This is a genomic window from Propionicimonas sp., from assembly GCF_047606205.1.
In the GTDB taxonomy this organism is placed as follows: Bacteria; Actinomycetota; Actinomycetes; order Propionibacteriales; family Propionibacteriaceae; genus Propionicimonas.
The window spans coordinates 1-13198 of record NZ_JASGES010000120.1 but is presented as its reverse complement, the minus strand read 5'-3'; the positions used below and the strand labels follow the sequence as shown (position 1 = coordinate 13198).

The 13198-nt window shown below is 71.6% G+C and carries 13 protein-coding genes, 1 tRNA gene and 1 CRISPR repeat array; of the genes, 4 read left to right on the top strand and 10 right to left on the bottom strand.

Features of this window, described 5'->3' with window-relative positions:
• Positions 1-220: 220 nt before the first annotated feature.
• Positions 221-865: an NAD(P)-dependent oxidoreductase gene (locus QM633_RS07990; RefSeq protein WP_415153216.1), complete on the bottom strand. Its 645-nt coding sequence runs from the start codon at positions 863-865 to the stop codon at positions 221-223.
• Between the two features lie 97 nt (positions 866-962).
• Here QM633_RS07990 and QM633_RS07985 point away from each other — a divergent pair, with 97 nt between their 5' ends.
• Positions 963-1343, top strand: a complete 381-nt coding sequence (locus QM633_RS07985; protein WP_415153214.1) for a winged helix-turn-helix transcriptional regulator — start codon at positions 963-965, stop codon at positions 1341-1343.
• 7 nt (positions 1344-1350) lie between these two features.
• On the opposite strand, the gene QM633_RS07980 is transcribed toward QM633_RS07985, so the two are convergent.
• Positions 1351-1596: a hypothetical protein gene (locus tag QM633_RS07980; protein WP_415153213.1), complete on the bottom strand. Its 246-nt coding sequence runs from the start codon at positions 1594-1596 to the stop codon at positions 1351-1353.
• Positions 1593-2204: a class I SAM-dependent methyltransferase gene (locus QM633_RS07975; RefSeq protein WP_415153212.1), complete on the bottom strand. Its 612-nt coding sequence runs from the start codon at positions 2202-2204 to the stop codon at positions 1593-1595. Before QM633_RS07975 ends, QM633_RS07980 begins: the two co-directional genes overlap by 4 nt.
• Positions 2205-2285: 81 nt before the next feature.
• Here QM633_RS07975 and QM633_RS07970 point away from each other — a divergent pair, with 81 nt between their 5' ends.
• A complete protein-coding gene (locus QM633_RS07970) occupies positions 2286-3380 on the top strand; it encodes an NADH:flavin oxidoreductase/NADH oxidase (RefSeq protein WP_415153211.1) in 1095 nt (364 codons plus the stop codon).
• Positions 3381-3454: 74 nt separating this feature from the next.
• Here the strand turns inward: QM633_RS07970 and QM633_RS07965 are convergent, their stop codons facing one another.
• Genes QM633_RS07965 through QM633_RS07940 form a run of 6 tightly spaced genes read right to left on the bottom strand, consistent with a single transcriptional unit; the run spans position 3455 to position 8653 of the window.
• A complete protein-coding gene (locus QM633_RS07965; protein WP_415153210.1) occupies positions 3455-4300 on the bottom strand; it encodes an EamA family transporter in 846 nt (281 codons plus the stop codon).
• The gene (locus QM633_RS07960; RefSeq protein ID WP_415153209.1) at positions 4300-5112 is read right to left on the bottom strand and encodes an energy-coupling factor ABC transporter ATP-binding protein; all 813 of its coding nucleotides are present in this window, start codon (positions 5110-5112) and stop codon (positions 4300-4302) included. The genes QM633_RS07965 and QM633_RS07960 overlap by 1 nt, the downstream gene beginning before the upstream one ends.
• Positions 5112-5960, bottom strand: a complete 849-nt coding sequence (locus QM633_RS07955; RefSeq protein ID WP_415153208.1) for an energy-coupling factor ABC transporter ATP-binding protein — start codon at positions 5958-5960, stop codon at positions 5112-5114. The genes QM633_RS07960 and QM633_RS07955 overlap by 1 nt, the downstream gene beginning before the upstream one ends.
• Positions 5957-6736, bottom strand: coding sequence for an energy-coupling factor transporter transmembrane component T family protein (locus QM633_RS07950; protein ID WP_415153207.1), 780 nt, complete (start codon positions 6734-6736; stop codon positions 5957-5959). The genes QM633_RS07955 and QM633_RS07950 overlap by 4 nt, the downstream gene beginning before the upstream one ends.
• A 7-nt stretch (positions 6737-6743) precedes the next feature.
• Positions 6744-7562 carry a hypothetical protein gene (locus tag QM633_RS07945; protein ID WP_415153206.1) on the bottom strand — a complete coding sequence of 273 codons (819 nt, stop codon included), beginning with the start codon at positions 7560-7562 and terminating at the stop codon, positions 6744-6746.
• 41 nt (positions 7563-7603) lie between these two features.
• Positions 7604-8653 (bottom strand): nucleoside hydrolase, encoded by a 1050-nt coding sequence (locus tag QM633_RS07940; protein ID WP_415153205.1) that lies wholly within the window; start codon positions 8651-8653, stop codon positions 7604-7606.
• 215 nt (positions 8654-8868) lie between these two features.
• Here QM633_RS07940 and QM633_RS07935 point away from each other — a divergent pair, with 215 nt between their 5' ends.
• A complete protein-coding gene (locus tag QM633_RS07935; RefSeq protein WP_415153204.1) occupies positions 8869-9783 on the top strand; it encodes a DMT family transporter in 915 nt (304 codons plus the stop codon).
• Between the two features lie 120 nt (positions 9784-9903).
• Here QM633_RS07935 and QM633_RS07930 read toward each other — a convergent pair whose 3' ends face one another.
• A complete protein-coding gene (locus QM633_RS07930; protein ID WP_415153203.1) occupies positions 9904-11811 on the bottom strand; it encodes a phosphoenolpyruvate carboxykinase (GTP) in 1908 nt (635 codons plus the stop codon).
• Positions 11812-12066: 255 nt separating this feature from the next.
• Here QM633_RS07930 and QM633_RS07925 point away from each other — a divergent pair.
• Positions 12067-12139, top strand: a tRNA-Arg gene (locus tag QM633_RS07925).
• A gap of 163 nt (positions 12140-12302) precedes the next feature.
• A CRISPR array of direct repeats spans positions 12303-12776; the repeat unit is 36 nt; unit sequence GCCTCAACGAAGGGTCGTCCCCGACGGGGACGACGG.
• Between the last annotated feature and the right edge of the window lie 422 nt (positions 12777-13198).

Genomic DNA, 13198 nt, shown 5'->3' with positions numbered 1-13198 from the left:
CGGTCCACATGTGGACGGTGGTCTGATCGCTCATCGCCGTCACCCTAGCCGTCCTCGATCCCCGGTGAGGAACGCGCCCAGGTCGACGCGGGCCTGCTCGGGGACGGTTCCTTTCCCGTTCGCAGGTCCGTCCCCGTTCCCGTTCAGGGGACGGTTCCTTTCCTGTTCGCAGGTCCGTCCCGATTCCCCGTCACGGGCTGGTCCGGCGGTGCCGCGGCGGTCAGTAGGCGACCGTGAAGCGCCGGCGGGAGTGCTTCGGGGCCTCGATCTCGTCGACGAAGGCGACCGCGAAGTCCGAACCGGAGATCGTCGACCTGCCGTCGGCGTCGGCGACCACCAGGTCGTCACCGGTGCGGTAGGCGCCGGTGCGGGGGCCGTCCGCCCACGGGCCGAACTCGACGGCCGGACTCACGAAGAACCAGTCCAGGGAGTCCTCGCGGGCGCGCAGGTCGTCCAGGACCCCGGCCAGTTGCAGCGCCTCCGGACGGTACTCCTCGGCGAAGGCGTCGGTGTCGACGAGTCGCGGGCCCCCCGCCTCGACCAGCAGCGACCCGGCGCCGCCGACCACGCCGAGCCGTACCCCCGCCTGCTGGGCGAGGTCGGCCAGTTGGCCGGCGAGCTCGCGCACCTTCCCGACCAGTTCGCCGCGCGGCGACAGGGTCTCGACGACCACGTCGGCGCCCTCGACGACGGCGGCCAGCGTCCCGTCCTCGAGAGCCGAACCGGTGCGGTAGGTCACCCCTTCGACGGGCTGCGCGGGTTCGTGGCGCGACCAGGACGTCACCTCGTGACCGCGGCCGGCGGCCTCGGCGACGATGTGGGCGCCTGCGTAGCCGGTGCCTCCGAGGACGGTGATCCGTGCCATCTCTTCTGTTCCTTCCGGTGGACTTCACATCTGTGACTTCACTACTTACGATAGGTAACCAACTAACCGCAAGCAAGAAGGCACCTGGAGGTAACCAATGAACGATGCGGTGACCATCACCCGGCCGGCCTTCGACCCCTACGCCCGCGAGTGTCCCAGCCGCCGGCTGCTCGACCTGATCGGCGACCGCTGGACGGTGCTCGTCGTCGGCACCATCGCGGACGGCCCGCTGAGGTTCTCCGAGATCACCCGGAGGATCGAGGGCATCTCCCAGAAGATGCTCACCCAGACCCTGCGCCAGCTCGAGCGCGACGGCCTGGTCACGCGCACCGTCCACGCCGAGGTACCGCCGCGGGTGGAGTACGAGTTGACCGCCGCGGGCCACTCCCTGCGGGAGCCGCTGCACGCGCTCGAGGAATGGGCGGTCGCCCACGCCGACGATGTGCTCAGCGCTCAGCGGAGCTACGACCGGCGTTAGTCAGGGCTCAGTGCTGCCCGGGGGTCATCCGAACCACGAACTCCGCGACCTCGTCGAGCAGTTCGACCAGGTGCTCGGGCTGTCCCGTCCACACCGGACGCGACGTCGGCAGCCCGGCGACGATCAGCGACGCCGACAGGTCGTCGACGGCCATGCCGCGCGGTGCCGGACGCGCGGCGAGCGCCGCCGCCCTCGCCCTCTGGTCCGCGGTGAGGCCGTCCCACCACGTTCGCAGCACCTGCTCGTCGCTCATGCAGCCGACCGTACCGCCTCCACGACGTGGTCGAGGGCGGTGTGGAAGCCGACGTCGGAGGAGACCTCCCTGCGCACCACCTCCGCGCGGCGCACGTCGAGGCCCAGCTCGGTGAGCATCGTGGACAGCCGTTCGGCCGTGGTGAGCAGGTCGGGGTCCCTCGGTCCGCCCCAGCCGCCCTCGAGGTTCGCCGAGTCGCAGCCGACGACCAGCACGGTGCCGCCCACGGCGAGGGCGGGCACGATGTGGCCGAGGACGCGGCGCAGCTGCGACTCGGGCAGTTCGAGGTAGCTCAGCAGAACCAGGTCGAAGCTGTCCGGACGCGGCTGGTAGGCCAGCGCGTCGGCGACGATGGCGTCCACCGGCTGGTTCAGCAGCGCGGACCGCCCCTGGATGCGTCCGATCGACACGGTGGACCGGTCGACGGCGGTGACGCGCCAGCCGCGTCCGGACAGCCAGATCGCGTTGGCGCCCTCTCCGGCGCCGAGATCGAGGGCGCGGCCCGGACGCAGGCGCCGGCACGCCGCCACCACGAACTGGTTGGGGGTGATCTCCCAGGCCGTCGCGGCTGCGGCGAGACTGTCGCGCCAGCTCGCTGCGTCTGTCATGCCTCACCTTCCTGCGGCGAGGCTAGGCGGGAAACGCGGACGGCACACCCCGTGCAACAGACCCGTACCTAATCTGTAACCATGTCGTCCCTTTTCGACCCGTTGACGTTGCGCGACCTCACCATCGGGAACCGGATCTTCCTCGCGCCGATGTGCCAGTACCAGTGCGAGGCGAAGGACGGTGTGCCGACCGACTGGCACCTCGTCCACCTGGGCGCGCGGGCCTGCGGCGGTTTCGGGCTGCTGATCGCCGAGGCGACCGGCGTGCTGCCGGAGGGCCGGATCACTCCGCAGTGCACGGGCCTCTGGGACGACCGGCAGCGGGACGCGTGGGCGCGCGTCGTCGAGTTCTGCCACGGGCAGGGCGCGAAGATGGGAATCCAGCTCGCGCACGCCGGGCGCAAGGCGTCCACGTACCGCGACTTCGACGCGCCGGGCTCGGGTTCGGTGCCGCTCGACGACGGGGGCTGGGAGACCTTCGGGCCGTCGCCGGTCCCGTTCCCGGGGCTGGCGACGCCGACCGCCGCCGATGACGCGTACCTCGCCAGGGTGGTGGACGCGTTCGCTGCGGCCGCCCGGCGGGCGGACCAGGCCGGCTTCGACGTGGTCGAGGTGCACGCCGCCCACGGCTACCTGCTGCACGAGTTCCTCTCGCCGCTGTCGAACCAACGGACCGACGGCTACGGGGGCGACCTCGCGGGCCGGTCCCGGCTGCTGGTGGAGGTGGTGGACGCGGTGCGCGGCGCCTGGCCGGACGGCAAGCCGTTGTTCGTCCGGTTGTCGGCCACCGAGTGGACCGACGGCGGTCTCGGCGTCGAGGAGACGACGGAGGTCGCCCGGATTCTCGGCGAGCACGGCGTCGACCTCGTCCACGTGTCCTCCGGCGGCAACGTCGTGGCTCACATTCCCGGGGGGCCGGGCTACCAGGTGCCGCTGGCCCGCGCCGTCCGGCGGGCCGGGCTGCCGGTCTGCGCGGTGGGCCTGATCACCGAGCCCGCGCAGGCCCAGGCGATCCTGGACGAGGGCTCGGCGGATGCCGTCGCGCTGGCCCGGGTCGCGCTGCGGGAGCCGTCCTGGCCGCTCCGCGCCGCCGCCGAACTGGAGTGCGAGAAGGGCGCCCGCTACCCCTCGTCCTACCTCCGCGGCCGCTGGCCCGCCGTCGAACCCGTCCGCTGACGCACGACCGGGCCCCCGACACCGGGGCTGGGTGCCCGCGTCGCGGAGAGGACGTCAACCCGTCCTGAGGGACGTCAACTCGTCGCGGCGAGGACGCCGACGCCGGCGAACACCATGATGACGCCGGCCACCTGGACCGCGCGCAAGCGCTCGTGGTGCACCCACCAGCCGAGCAGAGCCGTCACCACGGGGAACAGGGACGCGAACACCGCGACCACCGACAGCGCTCCCGACCGGCTGGCCAGCGCGAAGCACAGGTTCGCGCCGAACCCCAGGACGCCGATCGCCGCGATCCCGGCGAGGTCGCGTCCGGACGCCCGGGGCAGGTGCCGCCGGAACGCGGCGACCACGACGTACACCACCAGGGTCGTCACCATGTTGGCGAGCAGGGTGGTGGTGACGTGGTGGCCGCTGCCCAGCGCGATCGACAGGTTCGAGACGCCGAAGCCAAGGGCGGACAGCAGTGCCAGCACGATCGGACGCGCCCCGGAGCGCGGGGTGGCGGAGCGCAGCTCCGGGCCGCTGGTCAGCACGGTCCCGATCAGCGCGACGACGATCCCCGCCACCAGCGCGGGTGTGACCGGGTCACCGCCGGCCACCCCCGCCACCACCGGCACCACCACGCTGAGCGCGGCGAGCGGGGCGACCACGCCCATCGTCCCGGTCGCGAGCGCCTCGTAGAGGCAGGAGACGCCGACCGCGACGGCCAGGCCGCCGACCGCTCCCCACGCCAGCGCGGGTCCCAGGTCGCCGGCCGCCTCGCCGCTGCCCAGCCGGGTCAGGGTCGCCAGCACCCCGACGACCTGCGAGAGCAGCAGGACGGTCAGCAGCGGCACGCGCCGGCTGAGCGTCCCGCCGAGGAAGTCGGAGGTACCGAAGCACACCGAGGCGAGCAGGCCGAGCAGGAGCACCCCGGTCATCAGCCGGCTTCGTCGGCGAACGCGTCCACGAAGGCGTCGACCCGCAACGGGCGCCGCGTCCAGCCGAGGTGGTCGGCCAGCCGGAACAGCTGTGGTGGCTCCACCGCGGCGGACGCGAGCGCCTCGGTGCGCCCGAACACCTCATCCGGCGGCCCGTCCGCCTGGACCTGCCCCTGCGCCATCACGATCACGCGGTCGAAGTGCTCGGCGCAGAAGTCCATGTCGTGGGTGATCGCGATCACCGTTCGTCCTTCCGCCTCGAGCCCCTCGACGACGCCGGCGATCATCTCGATGCCGCGGGCGTCCTGCCCGGTGGTGGGTTCGTCGAGCACCACGACCGGGGTCGCCATCGCCAGCACCCCGGCGAGCGCCACCCGCTTGCGCTCGCTCAGGGACAGGTGCAGCGGGTGGTTGTCCGCCTCCGCGGCCAGCCCGACGGTGCTCAGCGCCGCCATCGACCTCTCGGTGATCTCCTGGGCGCCCATCCCGAGGTTGCGCGGCCCGAACTCGACGTCGGCGCGCACCGTGCTGGCGAAGATCTGCTCGTCGGGATTCTGGAACACGTAGCCGACCTGCGCGGCCAGCTGGGCGATCGAGCGATCGGTGGTGGGGGCGTCGCCGACCACGACGATGCCCGAGGTGGGACGGAAGATGCCGTTGAGATGGCGCACCAGGGTGGTCTTGCCGGCGCCGTTCTGGCCGACGATCGCGACCCGCTCCCCCGCGCCGACCGACAGGCTCACGCCGCGGATCGCCTCGACGCCGCTCGGGTAGCGGAAGTGCAGGTCCTCGAAGCGGACGCCGACGCCCATCACGACCTCCCGCCGCGGGAGAAGGTGGCCACGGCCTGGTCGAACGACACCGGCAACGGGGTGGACGCGGGCAGCAGGCCGCGCTCGCCGGCCAGCCGCCCGGCCCGGGTGTAGCGGGTGGCGCCCACCCCCCACGCGTCGGTGCGGGGGTCGGCCAGGATCGCGGTCGGGTCGCCGGACGCGGCGATCGTGCGGTCGGCGATCACCAGCAGCCGGGACGCGTGCTCGTGCAGCAGCTCCAGCTTGTGCTCGAAGACGATCACCGTCACGCCCGCCTCGGTCAGCCGCGACAGCACGTCGAAGACCAGCCGCGTGCCGGCCGGGTCGAGCTGCGAGGTGGGTTCGTCCATCACCAGCACCGGCGTGCGGAGCACCAGCATGGACGCGATCGCGACCAGCTGCATCTGGCCGCCGGACAGCGCATAGGGGGAGCGGTCCAGCAGGGGAGTGATCCGCAGCAGGTCGGCCACCTCGGCGACGCGGCGGGCCATCTCCTCGCGCGGCGTCCCGAAGTTCTCCATGCCGAAGGCGAGTTCCTCGCGCACCGAGTAGCGGGCGCCGGAGATCTGGTTGAACGGGTTCTGGATCACCAGCCCGACCCGCGACACGGCCTCGACGAGGGTGAGCCTGGTCAGGTCCTGCCCGTCCACCTCGATCGTCCCGGTGACCTCGCCTCCGTCCACCTGCGGGATGAACCCGGCGATGATCTTGGCCAGCGTCGTCTTGCCGGCCCCGGACGCGCCGAGCACTCCGGTGATCGTGCCTTTCGCCACGTCGAGACTGACGTGCTCCAGGGTGGGCCCGGGGGCGTCCGGGTAGGTGTAGGTGACGTCGCTGAGTCGGATCACAGGGCTTCCAGGATGATCGGGACGACGATCGCGGCGAGCGCGATCACGGGCATGATCCAGCGCGCGACGCGCTGGGCGGGACTGTCGGCGACGGGGACGAGGGAGGTCCGCCGGGCGGTGGAGCCGAAGCCCCGGGCCTCCATGGCCGTGGAGCGTTCCTCGACGTCGGTGAACATGCCGAGCACGAGCGGGCCGAGCAGCGGCATCAGCACGGGGAGCCGGCGCACCGGGTTCCTGGGCACGGCCAGGCCGCGGGCCTGCTGGGCGAGCAGGATGCTGTCGGCCCGGTCCCGGAAGGCGGGGATCAGTTGCAGGGTCGAGCTGATGATGTAGCTGAACTTGGGCGACATGCCGCGTTCGGTGAGTGCCGACATCAGGTCGCCGGGGTGTGTGGTGAGCACGAGCAGGACGGAGGCGAGCACGAGGCAGATGATCCGCGCCCCGATGTTGAGCGCGAAGACCAGCCCCTCGGAGGTGACGGTCGCCACGCCCCACTGCCACACCGGCGTCTCGCCGCCGGGGAAGGTCAGGCCCTGCACGATGAACAGGACGACGACGATCGGGAGCAGGATCTGGCCGCCGATCCGGGCCAGCCTGCCGCCGCAGCGCGACACCGCGGCGGCAGGGACGATGACCCCGACCAGCACGATCGCCGCCGCCCACCACACCGGGATCGCGAACACGATCACGATGATGCACAGCAGCGCGACCAGCTTGGTCACCGGGTTGAGCCGGTGGACCGGCGAGGGCTGGTCGACGTAGAGGGTCGAGGCCACGTCCGGCTCAGGCCTGGGTGGACGTCCCGGCGGGCGCTGCGGCCTTCCGGGTGAACACCCTGTGTTCGCGGACGAACGGGAACCGTTGCAGGAAGCGGGTCGGCAGCGCGGTCAGGATCAGGGCGACGACCGTGAAGGTGATCAGCTTGTCGAGCGGGTCGGACAGCAGGCCCTGCAGTGTGGTCGCGGCGAGCAGGGTCTGGCCCATCGCCTGGAAGGCGCCGACGATCGCGCCGGTGCCGCCGCCGGTCGCGCCGCCGTAGATGAATGCGGAGATCGGGGCCGAGATCATCGCGGCCACCACGCCGGTGATCGCGCCGGCGATCGGGGCCAGGTAGATCCGGCGGAACATGCCGATGCGGGCGGCGTTGCCGGCGAGGACGCCGATGGCGACCTGGACGACGGCGTACGGGAGCGCGATCGGGCTGAGCGTGAGCCCCCAGATCACGTTGGTGAGGATGCCGGTGACCACGCCGGCCGCAGGACCGGCCAGCGCCGAGACGAGCACCGTCCCGATCGAGTCGAGGTAGACCGGCAGGCCGAGGACGGCGACGATCTGGCCGACCACGATGTTGAGGGCGATCGCGACGGGGATCATGGCGATCGTGGTGGTGGGGAGCCGGTGGATGGAGCCGGCGGCGAGCAGGACGGCGCCGATCAGGTATCCGGCGATCGCGATCAGCGAGGCGCGGCTGGTGCTGGACTCGGCGACTTCGGCGGGCTGGCCGAGGACGAGGTAGAGGTAGGTCGCGACGACGATGATCGTTCCTGCCGTGACCAGGATGATGTTGCGGGTCCGGGCCGGATCGGGAGTCGTGGTGGTCATTGGTGTTCCTCCTTGCATCTGGTCGATCGGGTGAACAGGGATCAGGCGATGCTGCGGGCGAGCGCCCCGACGCGGTCCAGCGTGCGGCGGAAGAACTCGTCGGGGTCCGTGTCGACAACGATGTCAGCGTTCGGCGTGCGTCCCCACATGCCACGCCAGTCGGCGACGGTCTGGCCGCGGGTCAGCGTCCCGGCGAGTTCGAGGTCGACGGTCGCGGCGCGGGTGGTGGCAAGGCTCGGGTCGAGCGCGACGGCGGCGGCGAACGGGTCGTGCATGTGGGCGATGTAGCCGCCCTGGTCGTAGGCGCGGTGGAACTCCATGTAGAAGCGCACCGCGTCGCTGAGGTGTCGCACGACGGGGTTGGACGCGGTCGAGCGGGTGCCCGGCGCGTCGTCGGGGGAGAGGATCTCCGCGGGTGAGCTCCCCGCGGCCTCGGCGAGCGCGGCGATGTGGGCGGGGGTCATCACGATCCGCTCGGTGACGTCGAGGGCGCAGACCACCGGCCGCCGGTCCTCGGGAACGACCGAGAACGCGTCGAAGACGACCTTCGCCGCGTCCGGGTCGACGGCGATGTTCCACTCGGTGGTCGGCCGGGTGTTGCCGGGGTGGTTGAACGCCCCGCCCATGATGACGATCCGCTTGAGCAGGAGGGGGAGTTCCGGCTCCAGCTTCACGGCGAGGGCCAGGTTGGTCAGCGGGCCGGTGATCAGGCCGGTGATCTCGCCGGGCCGGCGCCGGGCGTTGTCGATCCACACCTCGGTGGCGTGCCGGGCGGAGAGCGGGCGGGTCGGCTCGGGCAGTTCGGCGTAGCCGATGCCCTGCGGGCCGTGGGTCTCTTCGGTGGTCACCAGCGGCTGGACGATCGGGACCTCGGCGCCGAGGGCGACTTCGACGTCCGGGTAGTGGCACAACTCGAGCCAGGCGAGGTTGTTCTTCGCCACCTGGCGGGCCGCCACGTTGCCCGCCGTGCAGGTGATGGCGAGCAGTTCGGCCTCGGGGCTGGCCATCAGGTAGAGCAGGGCGAGGGAGTCGTCGATGCCGGTGTCGACGTCGGCGATCAGGGGCACTCGGGTACGGCGGGTTTCGGCCACGGTCTCTCCTGGAACGTGAGGGTGAGCGGGATGGTCTGGATCATGCGGTACGGTCTCGGCCTGCGCACGGCGGCTCCCGTGCCTGTCGGCTCCGACCTATCCAGACAATGACTCCCCTTGTCACCGTGACGGTCGCCGTCGACCGCGGGATCACCATACAGACGGCCGGGGTGGGGGTCTAGGGTCGCTGCGCGGAGCCGGAAGGGAGATCGGACGTGCTGCTCGCGCTGGTGCTGGGCGTGGTCGCGGGCGGGGTGATCCCGCTGCAGACCTCGATCAACTCCCGGTTGTCCGGTCGGCTCGGCGCCATCCTGCCGGCGTCGCTGGTCTCGTTCACGGTGGGGACGCTCGCGCTGGCGGCGGCCGTGCTGGTGACCGGGACGGTCGTGCCGTGGGCGGCGACGGCCGCGTCCCAGCCCTGGTGGATCTGGGTCGGCGGCCTGTGCGGGCTGGTCTTCCTGACCCTGAACATCGTGCTGCTGCCCCGCATCGGTGCGTCGGCGACCGTGGTGCTGCCGCTGGTCGGCCAGGTGTTCGGCGGGCTGCTGATCGACGGGACGGGGGCGTTCGGCGCGACCGTCCACCCGCTGACGTGGGTGCGGGCGGTGGGCGCGGCGCTGGTGGTGGGAGGCGCGGTGGTCGTCAACCTGGCCGGACGCCCGGCAGGCGCGCAGCCGGAGCCGGGTCGCGCGCGCAGCCATGTCGTGCTGTGGGTGGTGGCGGTGATCGCGGGGTCGCTGGGGGCGGTTCAGACGACGGTGAACGGACGCCTCGGGCAGTCGATGTCCTCGGCGCTGGCCGCGGCGATGGTCTCCTTCCTGGTCGGAACGGTCGGCCTGGCGGTGATCTGCGTGCTGTCGCGCCAGCGCGTGCGACGGTCGGGGGAGTTGCGGCCGTGGCACTTCACCGGCGGGCTGCTCGGGGCGATGTTCGTGCTGGTGAACGCCTACAACGCTCCGGTGATCGGGACGTCGCTGGCCGTCAGCATCACCCTGCTCGGCCAGGTCGTGACCGGCCTCCTGTTCGACCACGGCGGCTGGATGGGAGTCGCGCGCCGCCGGGTCACCCCGCTGCGCGTGGCCGGCGCCGCCCTCGTCGTGGTCGGCGTGGCCCTCGTCCGCTTCGGCTGAGGTCGCCTGGGGACGGTTCCTCACCTGCTCAGCCCAGTTCGCCGGAACGGTTCGGGAAGGAACCGCTGGTCGTCGGCGGTTTGCCTCCTTGGCGCCCGGCATGGCCGCGTCGATCGGTGGCTACTCCGCCCCCTTGGCCTCGGCGATGCGACCACGCAGCCCGGCGAGCTGGCGCGACAGCGCTGCCGGCACCCGCTCGCCGAACTGGGCGAAGTACTCCTCGGTGAGGTCGGCCTCTGCGGCCCACGCCTGGGGGTCGAGGGCGAACAGGGCTTCGAGGTCGTCGTCGCTGATGTCGAGGCGGTCGAGGTTGAGGTCGCCGGGCGCCGGGATGCGTCCGGAGATCGCGTCCAGCGCGCCGATCTCGCCGGCGACGCGGCGCAGCGCCCACTCGATCGGACGGGAGTTCTCGCCGAAGCCGGGCCACAGCCACCGGCCGTCCCCGTCCTTGCGGAACCAGTTCACCTGGAAGATCCGGGGTGCCGCCTCGCCCAGGATCGCGCCCATGTCGAGCCAGTGCGCCCAGTAGTCGGCCATGTTGTAGCCGCAGAAGGGCAGCATCGCGAAGGGGTCGCGGCGCAGGGCGCCGACCGTGCCCTCGGCCGCGGCGGTCTGCTCGCTGGAGACGGTGGCGCCGACGAACACGCCGTGCTCCCAGTCGTAGGCCTCGCTGATCAGCGGGACGTTGCGCGCGCGGCGTCCGCCGAAGAGGATCACGTCGATCGGGACGCCGGTCGGCGATTCCCAGTCGGGGGCGATGGACTCGGCCTGCGCGGCGGGGACGGTGAATCGGGCGTTGGGGTGGGCGGCCGGGCGGCCGCAGCCCGGCGTCCAGTCGTTGCCCTGCCAGTCCAGGAGGTGGGCGGGCGGTTCGGCGGTGAGTCCCTCCCACCACACGTCGCCGTCGTCGGTGAGGGCGGTGTTGGTGAAGATCGTGTCGTGGCGCAGCGCGTGCAGGCAGGTCGGGTTGGTCTCCTCGGAGGTTCCGGGGGCGACGCCGAAGAACCCTGCCTCGGGGTTGATCGCGTAGAGGCGTCCGTCCGGACCGGGCCGCATCCAGGCGATGTCGTCGCCGACGGTCTCGACCTTCCAGCCCGGGATGGTCGGACGCAGCATGGCGAGGTTGGTCTTGCCGCAGGCCGAGGGGAAGGCCGCGGTGAGGTGGAACTCCCTGCCCGCGGGGGAGGTGATCTTGAGGATCAGCATGTGCTCGGCCATCCAGCCCTCGTCGCGGGCCATCACGGAGGCGATCCGCAGGGCGTAGCACTTCTTGCCGAGCAGGGCGTTGCCGCCGTAGCCGGAGCCGTACGACCAGATCTCGCGGGTCTCGGGGAAGTGGGTGATGTACTTCGTGTCGCTGCAGGGCCAGGGCACGTCCGGACGGGCGTTGCCGTCGGCGTCGACGAGCGGGTAGCCGACGGTGTGGGCGGCGGGCACCCAGGCGGCGCCGGCGATGATCGCGTCCAGCGCGGGCGTGCCGATCCTGGTCATCATGCGCATGCTGACGACGACGTAGGGGCTGTCGGTGATCTCGACGCCGAGCCGGGTGATGTCGCCGCCGAGTGGTCCCATGGTGAAGGGGATCACGTACATGGTGCGTCCGCGCATGGCACCGCTGAAGAGGTCGGTGAGGGTCTGCTTCATGGCGGTCGGCTCCGCCCAGTTGTTGGTCGGGCCCGCGTCCTCCTCCCGCTCCGAGCAGATGAAGGTGCGGGACTCGACCCGGGCGACGTCGGCCGGGTCGGAGCGGGCGAGATAGGAGTCGGGGCGCCGTGCGGGGTTGAGCCGGATGAAGGTGCCGGCCGCGACCATCTCGTCGTAGAGCCGGTCCCGCTCGGCCTGGGACCCGTCGCACCAGTGGACGGCGTCCGGACGGGTGAGCGCCGCGATCTCGGCGACCCAGCTGAGCAGGTCGGCGGGGACGTTCGCGGGCGCGTTCCGGGTGATCGTGATGTCCTGCAGGGTCACGGGCGTCTCCTCGGCATAGGCCGCTGCTGTGCGGCGGAGTTCGATGCGCCAATGTCGCATTCGTGCAGGCCCTGTGGCAGGCCTTTGGTCATTCGTGCATTCTTTGCCGTACGTCTTCACGTCTTGTCGCCACTGTGCTATGCGCCTGGCGTCCGCGAACTCGCCGTCGGGCCGCTTCCTTCACCGTAGCTCCGGTCGCCGTGGGGAGCCAGAGCCCGCCGATCGACCCGTCCGACGCCGTCGGCGATCCTCGGCCGATCAACACTCAGTTGGACGCCTCCCGACGCGGTCGAGTAGTCTGGACGACGCTTCCCGGCGCCTGTGGCTCAATGGATAGAGCATCTGACTACGGATCAGAAGGTTGGGGGTTCGAGTCCCTCCAGGCGCGCCGACGAACTCAGAGCCCAGGTGACCTCCTGGGCTCTTTGCCTTTCGAGGCGCGTCGACGCTCCGCCGACGCGGAGGTGAACCGATGAGGACGTCCAGTTGAGATGGTTCCCCGCCCACGCGGGGGTGAGCTTCCGGCCAGCCGCCAGCGACGGCATCAGGTCGCCTCAACGAAGGGTCGTCCCCGATGGGGACGACGGGGCGTCGCGCCTCGGACGGCACGGTGCGGTACCAGCCGCCTCAACGAAGGGTCGTCCCCGACGGGGACGACGGACCATCCCTCCGCCCAAGTCCATGATCTGCTCACGGCCTCAACGAAGGGTCGTCCCCGACGGGGACGACGGCAGCCGCGTCCGACCTCGTGCGAGCCGAGCATCCGGAAGCCTCAACGAAGGGTCGTCCCCGACGGGGACGACGGTGCTCGGACCGTCAGCGTCCGGAACCACCCGGACCCGGCCTCAACGAAGGGTCGTCCCCGACAGGGACGACGGCAGTCATCCGCCGACGGCAGCGACCAGGCGGACTCGTGGCCTCAACGAAGGGTCGTCCCCGACGGGGACGACGGAAGTACTGAGAGGGGCTGACGTGGGCACGCTGCTGGAGCCTCAACGAAGGGTCGTCCCCGACGGGGACGACGGCTCGTACTCGGTGGTGAGGGAGCCCTCGGGGATCTCGCCTCAACGAAGGGTCGTCCCGACGGGGACGACGGCGTCGCGGTCGCCCGGTCCGCACCGCCCTCGAAGCCGCCTCAACGAAGGGTCGTCCCCGACGGGGACGACGGTCCCGCCGCTCCGTCGATCGACGGCGCCGGGAAGGCCTCAACGAAGGGTGGTCGTCCCCGACGGGGACGACGGTTGACCGCGGCGAGGGCCTTGGCGTCGGACCAGCGGGCGCCTCAACGAAGGGTCGTCCCCGACGGGGACGACGGGATGATCCGAGGGAGCCGTTTCGACCAGGTCTTGGCGCCTCAACGAAGGGTCGTCCCCGACGGGGACGACGGGAACCCGACGACGTCGACGGCGTCAAACATGTCGCCTCAACGAAGGGTCGTCCCCGACGG

What these genes read in the sequence shown, in the direction of transcription:
- QM633_RS07945 (WP_415153206.1), bottom strand. Translation starts at nt 7,562, where the DNA reads ATGACCACCACGACTCCCGATCCGGCCCGGACCCGCAACATCATCCTG.
- QM633_RS07980 (WP_415153213.1), bottom strand. Translation starts at nt 1,596, where the DNA reads ATGAGCGACGAGCAGGTGCTGCGAACGTGGTGGGACGGCCTCACCGCG.
- QM633_RS07990 (WP_415153216.1), bottom strand. Translation starts at nt 865, where the DNA reads ATGGCACGGATCACCGTCCTCGGAGGCACCGGCTACGCAGGCGCCCAC.
- QM633_RS07975 (WP_415153212.1), bottom strand. Translation starts at nt 2,204, where the DNA reads ATGACAGACGCAGCGAGCTGGCGCGACAGTCTCGCCGCAGCCGCGACG.
- QM633_RS07930 (WP_415153203.1), bottom strand. Translation starts at nt 11,811, where the DNA reads ATGCGACATTGGCGCATCGAACTCCGCCGCACAGCAGCGGCCTATGCC.
- QM633_RS07965 (WP_415153210.1), bottom strand. Translation starts at nt 4,300, where the DNA reads ATGACCGGGGTGCTCCTGCTCGGCCTGCTCGCCTCGGTGTGCTTCGGT.
- QM633_RS07960 (WP_415153209.1), bottom strand. Translation starts at nt 5,112, where the DNA reads ATGGGCGTCGGCGTCCGCTTCGAGGACCTGCACTTCCGCTACCCGAGC.
- QM633_RS07985 (WP_415153214.1), top strand. Translation starts at nt 963, where the DNA reads ATGAACGATGCGGTGACCATCACCCGGCCGGCCTTCGACCCCTACGCC.
- QM633_RS07970 (WP_415153211.1), top strand. Translation starts at nt 2,286, where the DNA reads ATGTCGTCCCTTTTCGACCCGTTGACGTTGCGCGACCTCACCATCGGG.